Genomic DNA, 15,417 nt, shown 5'->3' on the forward strand with positions numbered 1-15,417 from the left:
GCGGAAGCCCGCCCGCCGCACCTCCGTGTGGTGACACAATGTTCGGGTGGCCCTGCACGATTCCCTGATCCCGCTGCTCGGCTCCGGTCCGGAGCCTGAGCAACTGGTGCACGTCCGCGAGCTTCCGGCACGGGAGGCCGTGGCCGAGCCGTGGCCGGACTGGGTCCACGAAGATATCCGTGCCGCCTATGCCATGCTCGGGGTGCACGAGCCGTGGCGCCACCAGGTCCGCGCCGCCGAAAGTGCCCACCAGGGCCGCCATACGATCATTGCCACGGGAACCGCGTCCGGGAAATCACTGGCCTACCAAGTGCCGGCCTTGGACGCCATCCATCGGACGGCCTTGGCAGACACCGTCAGCCTAGAGCCGAGCGGCGCCGTGGCCCTGTACCTGGCCCCGACCAAGGCGTTGGCGGCCGACCAGCTGGCAGCCATCAAGGCGCTGAAGCTGCCCACCGTGCGGGCGGAAACCTACGACGGCGACACGGACCCGGGTGCCCGCCGCTGGATCCGGGACCATGCCAACTTCGTGCTGGCCAATCCGGACATGCTGCACTTCGGGATCCTGCCCAACCACGCCTGGTGGGCACGGTTCTTCCGCCGGCTGCGCTACGTGGTCATTGACGAGGCGCACAGTTACCGCGGTGTCTTCGGCTCGAATGTGGCCAACCTGGTGCGGCGGCTGCGCCGAATTTGCGCCAGCTACGGCGCGGACCCGGTGTTCATCGGGGCCTCTGCCACCTCCGCGGACCCCGGAACCTCGTTCGGCCGGCTGATTGGTGCAGAAGCCGAGGCTGTCACCGAAGACTGCTCGCCGCACGGCGCCACGACCGTGGCGTTCTGGGAACCCCAGCTGACCGAGCTCAAAGGCGAGAACGGCGCCAAGGAACGGCGCACGGTGGTTGCAGAGACATCCGACCTGCTGGCCAACCTCGTGGCTGCGCAGGTGCGTACCATCGCCTTCATCAAGTCGCGCCGGGGCGCCGAGACGATTTCCTCCATCACCAAGCGGCTGCTGGACGACGTCCATCCCTCGCTGCCGGGGCGGGTGGCTGCCTACCGCTCAGGCTACCTGCCGGAGGAGCGCCGCGAACTGGAAGCCAAGCTCAGGTCCGGGCAACTGCTGGGCGTCTCGAGCACCTCGGCGCTGGAACTGGGCATCGACATCTCCGGGCTGGACGCCGTCCTGGTCGCGGGCTGGCCGGGCACCCGCGCGTCGTTGTTCCAGCAAATCGGACGTGCCGGCCGGTCCGGGCAGGACGCCCTGGCTGCCTTCGTGGCCAGCGACGATCCGCTGGACACCTACCTGGTGCACCATCCCGAGGCTGTCTTCGACGTCTCCGTGGAGGCGACCGTTTTCGACCCGTCGAATCCTTATGTCCTGGGCCCCCACCTGTGCGCCGCCGCCCAGGAGCTTCCGTTGACGCCGGCGGATATCGGGCTGTTCGGTGCAGCAGCTCCCGGCCTGCTCGACCAGCTGACCGCCGACGGTTATCTCCGGCGGCGGCCCGCCGGCTGGTATTGGACCCATCCGGAAAGCGCCGCGGCCATGGTGAACCTGCGGGCCGACGGAGGTGGACCGATCAGCATTGTCGAAACGGAATCAGGGACGCTGCTCGGGACCATGGACTCTCCGCAGTCGCACTACCAGGCCCACAGCGGCGCCGTGTACGTGCACCAAGGCACGACGTACGTGGTGGATGAACTCAATGAGCAGGACCACTGCGCGATGGTGACCCGGGCCAATCCGGACTACTACACGCAAGCCCGCGACGTTACGCAGATCGAAGTGCTCGGCGCGCAGCGGACCGAGCAGTGGGGCGAGGTTCAGGCTTGTTTCGGCGACGTCAAGGTCACCACCAAAGTCATCTCCTTCCAGCGCAAGGCCTTCATCTCCAACGAAATTTTGGGCGAAGAGCCGCTGGATCTTGGCGCCCGGGAACTGTTCACCAAGGCCGTCTGGTTCACCATCGGCGAGCATCAATTGACGGCCGCCGGATTGGTCGCGGCCCGTGTCCCCGGCGCCCTGCATGCGGCAGAACATGCCGGCATCGGGCTGCTCCCGCTGGTGGCCTCCAGCGACCGGTGGGACATCGGCGGGGTATCGACAGCACTGCATGCCGATACCGGCAAGCCGACCATCTTTGTCTACGACGGGCATCCCGGCGGTGCAGGTTTCGCCGAGCGGGGCTTCGAGGCGGCAAGGATCTGGCTGGCGGCCACCCGGGACGCCATCCGGTCCTGCGAGTGCGAAACGGGCTGCCCGTCCTGTGTGCAGTCCCCGAAATGCGGCAACAAGAACAATCCCTTGGACAAGTCCGGGGCGGTCACGCTGATCGAGGCCTTGCTTTCCCACGCCGGCCCTGCCCCTGCCGACCGGCGCCAGACAGCCGTCGCGTAACCGCGGGGCACCGCCGCCCTGCACGCGGCTTAGCGCGCCGGTGGCGGCCCCGCCCGTGCCAGGCCCTCGGCATGCGTCCATTGTCCGTTGAGCCACCCCAGCACGCCGGGCAGCCGGGTCCGGGTCCGGACGTCAACCACCACGCCGCCGGGTCCGGAGCGGCGGCAGGCCGACAGCTCGGCCTCCTGCTTGCGTGCCACTTCCGCGGCCAAGGTGCATGGTTCGCCGGCCAGCAGGCCGCGGGCAGCATCGGCACCGGCCAGGGCGGCGAGGTCGGCCGCCTTGCCGGCCCGCGCCGATGCCGTACCCGCCTGCATCACCGTGACGACCACCGCGAGCATCAGGCACAGCAGCAGCACCAGCCCCACCGACAGCACCGTTCCGGCCCCGTGGTCAGTGCCGTCCCGTCCGGTTACGCCGGCATCGGCAGCCGCATCGGCACCGGGTGGTGCCGCCCCGGGTGGTGCTGCCCCGGGCAACCGCGGACGGTTATCGGCCATCATTTCCTGCGCCTGACGGGACCACCGGTCCCCCGGTCGGCTCGGCCGGCCCGGTGGCCCGTGCCTCCAGCGTCCAGCCGGCAAACTCCGGCCACGGACCCGGCACCTGCGCCGTGACATGGACCGTAACCCAGCCGCCGCCGCTGCCGGACGCCAACGTGGCGCCGTCCCCCGCAATGGAGCGGACGGTATGGGCGGCGGTTGTCTCCGACTCGCCGCGGCCGAGCTGCCGGACCGCGGCCTGCGCGGCCTTCTCCAAATTCAACTGCGCAGCGCCGGCGGCTGCCCCGGCCAGCAGGAAGACCAGCACGACGACGACGGCGGGCAGGACGACGGCGAACTCGGCCGTGACGCTGCCGCGCTCGCCGAGGCGGCCGAACTCGGCATTGCCACGTTGGCTGGCGCGGACGTGGGCGGGGCTGCACAGCGACACCGGTCAGACCGCCGTCAGCGCCAGTTCCACCAAGTCCGTGAGCATGCCGCGGACTTCGCCGCTGCGCAGGATCAGGACCAGGAGGCCGGCGAAAGCCACTGCCGCAAGCGTCGCGATGGCATACTCGGCGGTAGCCATACCGGCTTCAGATCCTGCCAGGTACCGCCAGTTTCGCCTGGTCCGCTTGCCCCGGCTGCGGGCCGGGAAGTGAATCACCTCCGCCCGATGGCCGGAGTCCTCACGCTCCATCCGCGGCGGCCGCGACGGAGCGGGCCCGGCCGGCTGCGCAGCCGCGTTCCCGCGTGGATGCGGCAGCGCGGGGTTCGGCGGCAGCGCGGGGTTCGGCGGCAGCGCGGGGTCCGGCGCCGGCGCGGGGTCCGGCGGCAGCGAATGTGGTGCCGTCCGGTCCCGGATTTCGACCAGTGACAATGACATGTTTTCCTCCTGGATAAGGCCGCCGGATTGCGGTCATTCGAGCCTCGCCGACTACGCCAGGGTGCGGGCACCGCCGACTTGCTGCCGGTGCACAACCTGCGGCGCGGTCTGCGCTGTGGAGGAGTGCTTACAGCTTGGGCACGAGGGCGACGAGCACCGGCACGACGCCCAGCGCGATGAAGGCGGGAAGGGCGCACAGCCCCAGCGGGAGTACAAGCCTGGTGCCGAGGGCAGCCGCCCGCTGCTGGTCTTCCTGGTGCCGGCGCCGCCGCAGCTGGTCTGCTTGGGCAAAGAGCATCGCCGCCGACGGCGCCCCCGTTGCGGCAGCGAAGCGCAAAGAATCACGCAACACGTCCAGTCCGGAACCGTGCTCCGCGAGCGCCCAGGCCTCCAGCCAGTCCACGCCCAGCAACAGCGCGGAAGCAACCTGATCCAACGCCGGCTTCGTCGTTCCCCGGGTGGTGGCGGCGAGGGCAGCCACGGCGTGGGGCAGGGACAGTCCCGCTGCCAGCATGGCACCCAACAAATCCAGGTGCAGGGCGGGATCGTCGGCCCCTTCCTCCCCGCCGCCCTCCCGGCTTTCGTCTGAGACCCGCGGCGGCTTCGCGGCGATGCGCCTCGCGCCGAACAGGCCCGGCCACAGCAGCCAGACCGCGGCAAAGAGCAGGACACCGGTCAGCACCGGGATCACAGGCCCTCCCGTCCGGCAGCATGGCGCACGAGTCGCCGGGACCAGAAGCGTGCGCCGACCATGAGCGCCACCCCGGTGACCAGGACCGGCCACCCCGTCGGTGACAGCAGCAGCGTGGCGATAGGGTCGGCCCCCATGGCAGCGCCGAGTCCAAGTCCCAGCAGCGGCAGCCACCCGAGCAGGGCCGCGGTGGCCTTCGGCCCCGCCAGCGCGGTCCGGCGCGCAGCCCTGGCATCAAGCCGATGCTGCAGGTGCCGCGCATAATTGTCCAGCAGCAACGCCAGTGGTGCCCCGGTCCTCTCGGAAACGTCCCAGCAGGAAGCCAGATCATGCCACATTCGTTGCACGGCGGCGGCCTCAGGGTGTGCCCGCCGGCCGCTCCCCGGCCCCTGCCTCCGCAGAACCGGTCCTATTCCCAGTCCCAGTTCCGCGGCCCGTGCTGCCGCCTCGAGGGTTGGGAGGAGTAGCCCGACTTCTCGCGCCGCCGCGCCTGTTGCAGGCCCCGTTCCATCCCGCTGCCGTGCGCCCGGCGGGGACCGGTCATGCCGTCCCGGCGCAGCGTAGACCGAGAGCATATCCGGCCAGAGCTGGGCCGGTGTGCGCCCGGAACTCAACAGCGCGGCCAACTGCCGCACGAAGAGGGGCAACTGGTCCAATTCGCTGGCAGCGGACCGCCCCGCCCTGTCGCCGGCCGAACCATGCCAGGAGCGCCGCCGTAGCCCGGATGGACGGAACCTTGGCCTCGGCAACAGCAGCAGGCAGGCGGCCGCAGTCAGCAGGAACACGGCGAGGCCCGTCACGGAAACAACCGTCCGTGAAGTTCGTCCCAGCCAGACGAGTACCTGATGCCGGCCCCGTCAGCGGCCAGCGCCGGGATGGTCTGCAAGCCACCCGCGGGATCGCGCCGCAGCAGGCAGATTTCCTGCACGCAACGCCCTTCCCCCGTGCGGTGCATCGAGATCACCAGGTCCAGTGCGCTCACCGCCTGCAGCACGACCGCTTCGGCGCTCATCCCGGCGAGCGCGCCCATTGCAGCCAGCCTGGCCGGGACCGCCGCGGCAGAGTTCGCGTGGATGGTGCCGCCGGCTCCCGCGTGGCCGGTGTTCATCGCCGCGAGGAACTCGCGGACCTCCGCTCCCCGGCACTCTCCGACCACCAGCCGGTCCGGCCGCATCCGCAGCGCCTGCCGCACCAGCTCCGCCATGCCGATCGATCCGGCGCCCTCGACGTTGCTGGTCCGGCTCTGCAGGCCCACAACATGCGGATGGTCCGGGTCCAGTTCGGCGGCATCCTCGACCAAGACCATCCGTTCCTGCGGGCTGGCGGTCCCCAGCATCGCCGAGAGCAAGGTCGTCTTGCCTGACCCGGTGGCTCCGCAGATCAAAAAGTTCAGGCGCTGCACGACGACGGCCTCGAGGTAGGGCTGCCACTGCGGTGCGGCGACAAGCAGTTCGGCGAGCGTGAAGCGGCGCGGACGGTGGAGCCGGATCGAGAGCAGTGTCCCGCCGGTCGCAATTGGGGGCAGCACCGCGTGGATCCGGTAACCCGCAAGGCGCACGTCCGCGCACGGGTTTCCATCGTCGAGCCTGCGCCCGCCGGCCGCGACCAGGCGTGCGGCCAGCGTCCGGACCTCCGCGTCGTCGGCAAAAGCGACGGGGGCGCGGCGCAGGCCGCTTTCACCGTCGGTCCAGACGTCCTGCGGGCCATTCACCAGGATGTCCGTCGCTCCCGCGTCGGCCAGGGGTTGCAGCGGCCCCAGTCCGCGCAACTCCGCGGCCAGTGAGTCCACCGCCCGCAGCGTACCGGCCGTTCCCAGCAAACGGCCGCTCGACTGAACGGCTGCTGCCAGTCTGGCTCCCGTTACCGGCGACGGATCGGAGAGCACGGCGCGGCGGAAGGGCTCAAGGCCGATGCCGGGGGTCGGTGCCGGGGCAGCCCGGTGCCTGCGTCCCGGGCCGTTCATGACCTGCTGCCCGGGCCAGGTACCGGGTTTAGGCGCTCCAGCAGGCCGGCGCACAACGCGCGAATCCGCCTGTTCGATGCCAGGTCCAGCAGGCGGCCTGCCCGCTGTGCAGCGGGGACCGCGCGCAGGTACGGCACGTAGCCGGCCAACGGCACCCCGAGCTCGTCGGCGATCAGCTGCTCGTCGGCTCCCGCCGGAAGCGGTCCCCGGACCACGAGGTGCACGTTCGCTCCGGCGCCGGCAAGTGCAGCGGCTGCCGCGGCTGCCGCGGCCGCCCGCAGGGAACGGCTGTCCGTACGGGCCAGCAGCACGATGTCGTCCGCCAGCCGTCCCGCCTCGGGCGGCCTTCCCAGCCGTCCGGCGTCGACGACCACCAAAGCAAAGGCACCTGCCGCGGCCGACATGACCTCCGCCGCGACCTCGTCCCTTGGGACGTCGTGCAGCGCGGGATCCCCCGTCCCCGGCCATGACAGCAGGGAGAAACCGCCCGTCGCCGGCAGCGAGGCCGCCAGTTGGACCGGGTTCACCGTTCCCTGCACGGCCGCCAGATCCGGCCAGGCCAGGCCCGGCTCATCGGCGGCGCCCAGGGCTGCCGAGAGCCCTCCGCCGAGCGGGTCGTCGTCCACCAACACCGTGGCGGTTCCCGACCGGGCCGCCGCCGCGGCCAGCCATCCGGCCAGGGCCGAGGCTCCTACTCCGCCGCTGGCTCCGTGCACGGCGACCACCTTCCCGGCCGTTTCCCGCCGCCGGGTCCGGCTCAGGTATTCCGCCAGCCACGCTGCCCCCTCGGGCAGCACTGCCACCCGGCCCGCCCCTGTGGAGGCCGCCAGGTCCCAGAGGGCCGGTGCCTCGTCGGTGAATCCGACCACGATGATTTCCCCGTCGGTCCGGTGCGCCCGGTGATACCCGGCGGTTCCCAGCAGCAGCGGGGTGGCTCCGCCGGCAGCAGCAGGTGTTCCCGGCGCTCCGTCGGGGCGAAATGCAAGCCCGGCGGCCGCCGCGATCCGGGCCACTTCATCGCGCAGCCGGTCGGTGCCGCCGACGAGCACGACGTCCATCGCCTCCGCGGGCTTCCAGCGGGACCGTTCGGCGGCGGCGTGGTGTCCTGGCATGCTCCGATCGTCCCGGAGCTTCGGCCGGCGGCGGCCGAGGGGGCTCTGGATGTGTGCCGCGGCGGACGGCTTGGCCCGTGTGGAGGACAGGTCAGTGGAGAATTGAGGTGTGTACATGGTCCTGGCCTCCGCTGCGCGGAACATTTCCGTGCCGGAGGGCACGGAACCCGTCGCGTACCTGCAGCGCACCGACGCGCACGGCACCCCCTCGGGGCCGCCCGTCGTCGTGCCCCAGGGACAACTGGCCGCGACGGTCCGGAGCCTCGATGGCGAGGGACCCCGCTGGGTCTTCGAAGCCACGCGTGCCGTGTACCTGCCGCTGCTGGCCGCCGGCACCGACGTGGACCGCAGCCACGATCTCGCGCTCGCCCGGAACATCCTGGCGCTGTCGGTCCATGTCCCGGACACAGGGTATATCCGCGCGCTGCGGGAGGCGCCAGCCCTGCATCAGGACGAAGATCTGCCCCGTCAGCTGCAGCCGCCGCAGCAGTCCCCGGACCAGTTCACCCTCTTTGACGAACCACGGGTCGGCGGCACGGAGCTGGAGGACCTGGTGGCCGAGCTGCAGGACCAGTTGGCGGCCGTGGCCGCGTCGGCCCACCGCGGCCGGCTGCAGCTGCTGCTGGCGGCCGAATCGGCCGGCGCCCTGATCGCCACCGAGATGGAGCATGCCGGCGTGCCGTGGCGCGAGGACGTGCACCTGGGCATCCTTTCGGACCAACTGGGTGCACGTCCGCGGGAGGGCCAGCGGCCGGAAAAGCTGGAGGACCTCGCCGTCAGGCTCGGACAGGAGCTGGCCAATCCCACGTTCAACCCCGACTCCCCGCAGCAACTCATCCGCGCCCTGCACCGGGCCGGCATCGAGGTCAAAACCACGAGCTCCTGGGAATTGAAGCAGCATTCCCATCCGGCCATCGAGCCGCTGCTGCAATACCGGAAGCTCGCCCGCCTGTTCACGGCCAATGGCTGGGCGTGGCTGGACGCCTGGGTCCAGGATGGCCGTTTTCGGCCCGAGTATGTGGTGGGCGGCGTGGTCACCGGGCGATGGGCCTCACGCGGCGGTGGTGCCCTGCAGATACCCGGCCAAATCCGTGACGCCGTCCGTCCCGATCCCGGCCGCAAGCTCATCGTCGCGGACGCGGCCCAGCTGGAACCCCGGGTGCTGGCGGCGCTGGCGCAGGATGGGGCGCTGGCAGCGGCCGGCCGCGGCAAGGATCTCTATCAGGGCATCGCCGACACCGGATTCGGCGGCGACCGGGCCAAGGCGAAGATCGCGATGCTCGGAGCCATGTACGGTGCGACCACCGGTGAATCCGGCCGGCTGATGCCCCAGCTCACCCGGACGTATCCGCAGGCCATCGCCGTGGTCGAGCGCGCGGCCCGGGCCGGCGAAGCGGGGCAGGTGGTCAGCAGCTATCTGGGCCGCAGCTGCCCTCCGCCGTCGGAACGCTGGCTGACCTCCCAGCGGACCGCCACCGCGGAAGAGCAGCGACGGGCCGACACCCTGGCGCGCAGCCGCGGCCGCTTCACGCGCAACTTCGTGGTGCAGGCCACGGCCGCCGAGTGGGCGCTGTGCTGGCTGGCGGAATTACGACGGCGGCTGCGCGCCTGCGCGGCCGAAGGAACCCCCGTGGGGGAGATGGTGTTCTTCCTCCACGACGAGGTCATGCTGCACGTCCGCGAGGACCGTACCCAACTGGCCTGCAGGCTGGTCGAAGAATCGGCTGCTGCCGCCACCCGTCTGGTCTTCGGCCACATCCCTGTGGCCTTCCCGGTCAGTGTGGCAGTGGTCGATTCCTACGCCGACGCCAAGTAAAGCAGCGCGCCTCCCCCGCCCGGGTGGCCAGGTGCCCCCCCCCCCCCCCCCCATGACCGTCAGCCGGCTGCGGGGCGCGGGGCGATCGGCGCCGGGATCTCGCGCGACCTGTCCCAGTCCAACGACCAGCCCAGGTCGTCAAAAAGATGGCTGAGCAAAATGGCGGTGAAGCCCCAGACCACCACTCCGTGGACCAGGAACGCGGGGCTGCGGAAGACCTGTCCACCGCGGCGGAGCACCGACATGCGCCGGTTGGCAGGGTCCAGCAGGTCGGCGACGGGCACCCGGAAGACCTGCGCCGACTCGGCAAAATCGACCACGGCGACCGGCGAGGGGGAGGCCCACCAGGCCAGGACCGGCGTCACCAGGAAGTTGCTGACCGACAGCGGGATCTCCGGCAGGACGCCCAGGACTTCGACGCCGGCCGCATTCAGGCCGGTCTCCTCGACCGCTTCGCGGACCGCGGCGGCGGCGGGTCCGTCGTCGTCGGGATCAATGCTGCCGCCCGGAAACGCCACCTGCCCCGGATGCGAGGAGAGGCCCGCGGCGCGTTCCACGAAGAGCAGGTCGAGGTCATCCGGTACGGCCGAATCGTGGAAGTGCGCCGGCGCGTCGTCCAGGGCGCCGAAGAGCAGGAGCACCGCGGCCGGCCGGGCCGCTTCCTGGTTCAGGGTGACGTCGTACCAGCGCTCCCGTTCGCGGACGGAGAGCCGCTGGTCCATCGGCAGCTCCATCAGCCGCTGCAGGTCCTTCTTGGCGCTCACCGTCAGGCTCCCAGCGGGAAGCCGGCTGCGCGAAGCTCCCGCCTCGTCTCGCCGGCCATCATCCGGGCCAGCAGTTCTTCGCGCCCCGGCGCCAGTTCGTACTTCAACAGTTTCCGCGCCTTCTCCGGGTCCACCTCTCCCTCCCCGTAGGACGGGCACCATTGGGCAACGGGGCAGGCGCCGCACGCCGGCTTGCGGGCGTGGCACACACGGCGGCCGTGAAAGACAACATGGTGCGAGAGCATGGTCCAGTCCTTGGGCTCGAACAGCTCCGCGACATCAAATTCCACCTTGACCGCGTCGGTCGACTCGGTCCAGCCGAAGCGGCGCGACAACCTGAGGAAATGCGTATCCACGGTGATGCCCGGGATCCCAAAGGCATTGCCCAGCACCACATTGGCGGTCTTGCGGCCGACCCCGGCGAGCTTGACCAGGTCGTCCAGGTTTCCCGGGACCTCGCCGTCGAACTCGTCGACGATCTGGTTGGCCATCTTCAGCAGGCTCTGGGACTTGGCCCGGAAGAAACCGGTGGGCTTGATCAGCTCCTGCAGTTCGGTCTCATCCGCGGCGGCGAGCGCACGGGCATCCGGGTAGCGGTCGAAGAGCACCGGAGTGGTCATGTTGACCCGGACGTCGGTGGTCTGCGCGGAGAGGATGGTCGCCACCAGCAGCTCAAAGGGATTGGAGAAATCCAGTTCCGCCACCGCATACGGGTAGTGTTCGGCGAGCTCCTTGTTGATCCGCCGGGCCCGGCGCTTGCGTGCCAGGAGGGACTCTTCGGTTTTGCGCCGGCGGGGGGCCGGCGCCCGGTCAGGCACGCTCAATGTTTGTCAGGTCCCTCAGGACGCCTACCCGGCCGTCCGTGTGCTGCACCAGGAATTCGTCGCCGCGGTCCTGCAGCGCCAGGATCCATGACCCCGGCTCGACGGTGAACATGACCTGGCCGGTGTTCTCGTCCAGCACCGGGCGGGTGCGCCCGACGGCGAACCAAAAGGCTTCGTATTCCCCTTCGGCTTCCTCGTAGTGTTCCCTGGTGGCGCTGATGGGCGAAGACGCCGAGGCAGCGTCGGCGACGGCGCGCCCGGTGCCGGTCTCCCCGACCGACGGCATGGCCGTGGTGGCTGTCGTCGCCTGTCCGGCGGCAGCGGGAGCCGCGCTGGCTCCGGCCCCGGTCGGCTTGGCCGCTGCACCGCCGACGGCCCCGCCGGCGGGAACGGCCGCCTCTGCCGGTCGTTCGGCTGCACCGTGCTCGGCTGCACCGTGCTCCGCTGCACCGTGCCCACCTGTGGCGTCGGCATGATCCCCGGCGCCGGTCCGGCCCGTTTCGGCAGGCTCCTGGGACTCCCGGCCCCCGGCCGACGAGGCGGAACCTCCCACCACCGTCCTCGCGGAGTAGCCGACGTCGCGGGCCACGCCGCCCGCTGAGGATGCGGCAGCGCGCGCAGTTGCGGATCCGCTCGCATCGGCGGTCACAGGAATGCCCACGGCCTCCCCGTCTGCCGCCCCCGGCGACACGGAATCGTCCGGTTCAAGGTCTTCGGCCCGCTGGGTGCTGATAGGGCTGGCGTCGGTGTTCCGTCCGGAGGCAATCGTCGCGGTACCGGCGCCGGGTTCGGACGAGTTCGCGGCCTGGGCGGCTGCGGCAGCGCCTGCTACCCTGGCTGCGCCGTTGCCGGAGGGTGAAGCGAACTGCCCGGTAGACGGTTGTTGCGCTCCGGTGTGGTGCGCGCCGGACGGGGCGTGGGCTGCGGAACCGGCGCGGGCTCCAGCGCCGGCGGTTCCCGGCGTCGCCTCGTCAATCCGGACGGCACCGGCCCGGGCGCCTCCCTTGCCGGCGGCTCCCCCATGGGCGGCCGGCTGCCCGGTGGCGGGCTTGGGCTGCCGCGGCCGGGGCGCCGCCGGAACAGCGTCGCGCGCCACGGGGTGGGCGACGGCTTCGGGGCGCCCGGCGAAATCGGCGGCAAGCTGCGGAATCCAGCGTGCGCAAACGGTTCCCGCAAAGAGCACCAGCGCGCCGATGAATCCGATGACTCCGCTGACGCTGAAGACGGTGACGATGGTCAGGAAGTAGAAAGCCAGGGCCAGGGAAGCGACCACGGAGGCGAATTGGTCGACCGACAAGGAGCCGACCCGCAGCGGCGTCTGCGGTGCCAGCCGCCGCACGACGAACAGGACCAGCACCACAGCCGGCAGCAGGATGCCCAGCCCCAGTTGGAACAGGCCGCCCGAGTTCCATAGGTTCACGCCGATGCCCTGGAGAACCTGCAGGGGCATCACCGACGAGAGGAAAAGCAGGACGACGCCGGCGCCCACCACCGTGTCTCGCACGGTGAACGGGCCGGCCACCGCAGTTCCTGCCGTGCCGTGGGTCTGGGAGCTCTGGGACATCTTCGATCCTCCGGTTGTTACGGTTGCAGCGCGGGCCGGGCCCGCGGTGGGTCGTTAGGGTCGCACCGCGGGCCGGGCCCGCCGTGCAACGTTCGGGCGCTGGTCTCAGCGTAGTCAAGGAACCCACCCTTCACTAGCCGGATTCCCGCGGGCGGAGGCCGTGCCGCGTGCCGTTCACCGCAGATTCACCTCCATTTACATCGCGCAGTGTGACGCTGCACACTGCAGTCGGCGCGCGAAGGATTAGGCTGACAAGCAGCAGGTGCGCCCGGCCGACGAGGCCGGGTGCACGCCATTGACCCAGCAAGACGAAGGGGCCTTCACATGTCTGAAGCCAACGGAACGCACTCGACCGCCGCCACCGGCGACGCCCTGGAAAACCTGCTTCACGAGAGCCGAAAGTTTGCGCCAAGCGCTGAATTCGCCGCCGCCGCGGTGGCCAAACCCGGCGTCTACGCGGAAGCCGAGGCGGACCGTCCGGCCTTCTGGGCCAAGCAGGCCCGCGAGGTCCTGTCCTGGGACACGGACTTCACCCAGACACTGGACTGGTCGGACGCCCCGTTTGCCAAGTGGTTCGTCGGGGGCGAGCTGAACGCCGCCTACAACGCGCTGGACCGGCATGTGGAGAACGGCCTGGGCGACCGGGTGGCGATCCACTTCGAGGGCGAGCCCGGCGACACCCGGACCTACACCTACGCCCAACTGACCGAGGAGGTGAAGAGGGCCGCCAACGCGTTCGAGTCCCTCGGCGTGGCCAAGGGCGACCGGGTCGCCGTCTACCTGCCGATGATCCCGGAGGCCATGATCACCATGCTGGCCTGCGCCCGGATCGGCGCCGTGCACTCGGTGGTGTTCGGCGGTTTCTCCGCCGACGCCCTGCGGTCGCGCGTCGACGACGCCGAGGCCAAACTGGTCGTCACCGCCGACGGCACCTGGCGCCGCGGCAAGCCGTCCCCGCTGAAGCCGGCCGTGGACGAGGCGCTCTCCGCCCCCGGACACACGGTCTCCAACGTGGTGGTGGTCAAGCGCAACGGCGAACCCGTGGACTGGCACGAGGGCCGCGACCTGTGGTGGGCGGACACCGTGGAGACCGCGTCGGCCGAGCACACCCCGGTGCCGCACGACGCCGAGCACCCGCTGTTCATCCTCTACACCTCCGGCACCACCGGAAAGCCCAAGGGCATCCTGCACACCACCGGCGGCTACCTGACCCAGTGCGCCTACACGCACAAGGCCGTGTTCGACCTGAAGCCGGAGTCCGACGTGTTCTGGTGCACCGCGGACATCGGCTGGGTCACCGGCCACTCCTACGTCACCTACGCCCCGCTGATCAACGGCGCCACCCAGGTGATGTACGAGGGCACCCCCGATTCCCCGCACCAGGGCCGCTGGTGGGAGATCGTGGAAAAGTACAAGGTCTCCATCCTCTACACCGCCCCGACGGCGATCCGCACCATGATGAAGTGGGGCGAAGACATCCCCGCCAAGTACGACCTGTCCTCCATCCGGGTGCTCGGCTCCGTGGGCGAACCCATCAACCCCGAGGCCTGGATGTGGTACCGCCGGGTGATCGGCGGCGACAAGGCACCCATCGTGGACACCTGGTGGCAGACCGAAACCGGTGCGCACATGATCGCCCCACTGCCCGGAATCACTGCCGCCAAACCCGGTTCCGCGCAGGTCGCGATCCCGGGCATCGCCGTCGACGTCGTGGACGAACTCGGCGCCTCCGTCCCCGACGGGCACGGCGGCTACCTGGTGATCCGCGAGCCATGGCCGGCCATGCTGCGCGGCATCTGGGGCGACCCGGAACGGTTCAAGGAAACCTACTGGTCCAGGTTCGAGAACATGTACTTCGCCGGCGACGGCGCCAAGAAGGACGACGACGGCGACATCTGGCTGCTCGGCCGCGTGGACGACGTCATGAACGTCTCCGGCCACCGGCTCTCCACCACCGAGATCGAGTCGGCACTGGTCTCCCACCCCGCCGTCGCCGAAGCGGCCGTCGTCGGTGCCAAGGACGAAACCACCGGCGAAGCAGTCGTCGCGTTCGTCATCCTGCGCGGCGACGCCGCCACGGGCCACGGATCAAACGAGGACATCGTTGCCACGCTGCGCGCCCACGTCGGCAAGGAAATTGGTCCCATCGCCAAGCCGCGCACCATCCTGGTGGTTCCGGAACTGCCCAAGACCCGCTCCGGCAAGATCATGCGCCGGCTGCTCAAGGACGTCGCCGAAGGACGTGAAGTCGGCGACGCCACCACGCTGGCCGACAACACCGTCATGCAGCAGATCGCGACCTCGCTGAAGGCCTGACGCCCGGCAACCCGGCTGAATGCCGGGTCCTTCCGCTGCCCTTGGCGGCGGGAGGTCCCGGCATCATGCTTCGGGGGCAGGGACGCCCCGCCTTGCAACAGGTCAGCTCCACCGGAACGTGATTGAGGCATAGTAAAAGGCATGACTGCAGACATCCCCGGCACCCGCCGCGTCCTGATCCTCAACGGCCCCAACCTGAACCTGCTGGGCACGCGCGAGCCGGACGTTTACGGCACGGCCACGCTGGCCGACGTCGAGCAGCTCGCCACCGACGCCGCGGCAGCCCGCGGCTGGACCGCCGAGTGCGTCCAGTCCAACCATGAAGGGGCGCTGATCGACGCCGTCCATGCTGCCCGCGGCACGGCCGATGCGATCATCATCAACCCCGGCGGCTACAGCCACACGTCCGTGGCACTCCGGGACGCGCTTTCCGGCGTGGCCCTCCCGGTGGTCGAGGTGCACATCTCAAACATCCACCGGCGCGAGCAGTTCCGCCACCACTCCTACATCTCGGGCGTCGCGGACGCCGTCATCGCCGGCGCTGGCATCACCGGCTACCGGCTCGCGGTCGAATACCTCGCCGAGGCCCTGTAGCGGG

14 protein-coding genes are annotated in these 15,417 nt (G+C 70.5%); 4 read left to right on the forward strand and 10 right to left on the reverse strand.

Features of this window, described 5'->3' with window-relative positions; all coding sequences use genetic code 11:
* The first annotated feature begins 46 nt into the window (after positions 1-46).
* Positions 47-2,401 carry a DEAD/DEAH box helicase gene (locus tag AC5RVD_RS00675; protein WP_494125628.1) on the forward strand — a complete coding sequence of 785 codons (2,355 nt, stop codon included), beginning with the start codon at positions 47-49 and terminating at the stop codon, positions 2,399-2,401.
* Between the two features lie 29 nt (positions 2,402-2,430).
* Here the strand turns inward: AC5RVD_RS00675 and AC5RVD_RS00680 are convergent, their stop codons facing one another.
* From AC5RVD_RS00680 to ssd, 7 genes are all read right to left on the reverse strand, one after another.
* On the reverse strand, positions 2,431-2,901 hold the full coding sequence (locus AC5RVD_RS00680) for an Rv3654c family TadE-like protein (RefSeq protein WP_494125629.1): 471 nt from the start codon (positions 2,899-2,901) through the stop codon (positions 2,431-2,433).
* Positions 2,891-3,334 (reverse strand): TadE family type IV pilus minor pilin, encoded by a 444-nt coding sequence (locus tag AC5RVD_RS00685; protein ID WP_494125630.1) that lies wholly within the window; start codon positions 3,332-3,334, stop codon positions 2,891-2,893. The genes AC5RVD_RS00680 and AC5RVD_RS00685 overlap by 11 nt, the downstream gene beginning before the upstream one ends.
* Positions 3,335-3,337: 3 nt before the next feature.
* The gene (locus AC5RVD_RS00690) at positions 3,338-3,769 is read right to left on the reverse strand and encodes a DUF4244 domain-containing protein (protein ID WP_494125631.1); all 432 of its coding nucleotides are present in this window, start codon (positions 3,767-3,769) and stop codon (positions 3,338-3,340) included.
* Positions 3,770-3,896: 127 nt separating this feature from the next.
* Entirely contained in the window at positions 3,897-4,460 is a 564-nt protein-coding gene (locus tag AC5RVD_RS00695; protein WP_494125632.1) for a type II secretion system F family protein, read from the reverse strand.
* Complete coding sequence (locus AC5RVD_RS00700; RefSeq protein WP_494125633.1) at positions 4,457-4,807, reverse strand: hypothetical protein; 351 nt, start codon at positions 4,805-4,807, stop codon at positions 4,457-4,459. The genes AC5RVD_RS00695 and AC5RVD_RS00700 overlap by 4 nt, the downstream gene beginning before the upstream one ends.
* Positions 4,808-5,256: 449 nt before the next feature.
* Positions 5,257-6,423 carry a TadA family conjugal transfer-associated ATPase gene (locus tag AC5RVD_RS00705; protein WP_494125634.1) on the reverse strand — a complete coding sequence of 389 codons (1,167 nt, stop codon included), beginning with the start codon at positions 6,421-6,423 and terminating at the stop codon, positions 5,257-5,259.
* On the reverse strand, positions 6,420-7,535 hold the full coding sequence (gene ssd, locus AC5RVD_RS00710) for a septum site-determining protein Ssd (protein ID WP_494125635.1): 1,116 nt from the start codon (positions 7,533-7,535) through the stop codon (positions 6,420-6,422). The genes AC5RVD_RS00705 and ssd overlap by 4 nt, the downstream gene beginning before the upstream one ends.
* 115 nt (positions 7,536-7,650) lie before the next feature.
* Between ssd and AC5RVD_RS00715 the strand changes: the two genes are divergently transcribed.
* Positions 7,651-9,351 (forward strand): bifunctional 3'-5' exonuclease/DNA polymerase, encoded by a 1,701-nt coding sequence (locus tag AC5RVD_RS00715; RefSeq protein ID WP_494126044.1) that lies wholly within the window; start codon positions 7,651-7,653, stop codon positions 9,349-9,351.
* A 59-nt stretch (positions 9,352-9,410) separates the two neighbouring features.
* On the opposite strand, the gene AC5RVD_RS00720 is transcribed toward AC5RVD_RS00715, so the two are convergent.
* Genes AC5RVD_RS00720 through AC5RVD_RS00730 form a run of 3 tightly spaced genes read right to left on the reverse strand, consistent with a single transcriptional unit; the run spans position 9,411 to position 12,503 of the window.
* Entirely contained in the window at positions 9,411-10,115 is a 705-nt protein-coding gene (locus tag AC5RVD_RS00720) for an NUDIX hydrolase (RefSeq protein WP_494125636.1), read from the reverse strand.
* Between the two features lie 2 nt (positions 10,116-10,117).
* Positions 10,118-10,933, reverse strand: a complete 816-nt coding sequence (gene nth / locus AC5RVD_RS00725) for an endonuclease III (RefSeq protein WP_494113608.1) — start codon at positions 10,931-10,933, stop codon at positions 10,118-10,120.
* The gene (locus tag AC5RVD_RS00730) at positions 10,926-12,503 is read right to left on the reverse strand and encodes a hypothetical protein (RefSeq protein WP_494125637.1); all 1,578 of its coding nucleotides are present in this window, start codon (positions 12,501-12,503) and stop codon (positions 10,926-10,928) included. The genes nth and AC5RVD_RS00730 overlap by 8 nt, the downstream gene beginning before the upstream one ends.
* Before the next feature lie 324 nt (positions 12,504-12,827).
* Between AC5RVD_RS00730 and acs the strand changes: the two genes are divergently transcribed.
* Positions 12,828-14,819 carry an acetate--CoA ligase gene (gene acs, locus AC5RVD_RS00735; RefSeq protein ID WP_494125638.1) on the forward strand — a complete coding sequence of 664 codons (1,992 nt, stop codon included), beginning with the start codon at positions 12,828-12,830 and terminating at the stop codon, positions 14,817-14,819.
* 141 nt (positions 14,820-14,960) lie between these two features.
* Positions 14,961-15,413: a type II 3-dehydroquinate dehydratase gene (gene aroQ / locus AC5RVD_RS00740; RefSeq protein WP_493989536.1), complete on the forward strand. Its 453-nt coding sequence runs from the start codon at positions 14,961-14,963 to the stop codon at positions 15,411-15,413.
* Positions 15,414-15,417: the final 4 nt, after the last annotated feature.

It is taken from the genome of Arthrobacter sp. THG-b23 (assembly GCF_059091265.1).

Bases quoted from the DNA above. Each gene is read 5' to 3' on its own strand.
- AC5RVD_RS00680 (WP_494125629.1), bottom strand. From the start codon at position 2,901: ATGGCCGATAACCGTCCGCGGTTGCCCGGGGCAGCACCACCCGGGGCG.
- AC5RVD_RS00690 (WP_494125631.1), bottom strand. From the start codon at position 3,769: ATGTCATTGTCACTGGTCGAAATCCGGGACCGGACGGCACCACATTCG.
- AC5RVD_RS00705 (WP_494125634.1), bottom strand. From the start codon at position 6,423: ATGAACGGCCCGGGACGCAGGCACCGGGCTGCCCCGGCACCGACCCCC.
- ssd (WP_494125635.1), bottom strand. From the start codon at position 7,535: ATGCCAGGACACCACGCCGCCGCCGAACGGTCCCGCTGGAAGCCCGCG.
- AC5RVD_RS00715 (WP_494126044.1), top strand. From the start codon at position 7,651: ATGGTCCTGGCCTCCGCTGCGCGGAACATTTCCGTGCCGGAGGGCACG.
- AC5RVD_RS00730 (WP_494125637.1), bottom strand. From the start codon at position 12,503: ATGTCCCAGAGCTCCCAGACCCACGGCACGGCAGGAACTGCGGTGGCC.
- acs (WP_494125638.1), top strand. From the start codon at position 12,828: ATGTCTGAAGCCAACGGAACGCACTCGACCGCCGCCACCGGCGACGCC.
- aroQ (WP_493989536.1), top strand. From the start codon at position 14,961: ATGACTGCAGACATCCCCGGCACCCGCCGCGTCCTGATCCTCAACGGC.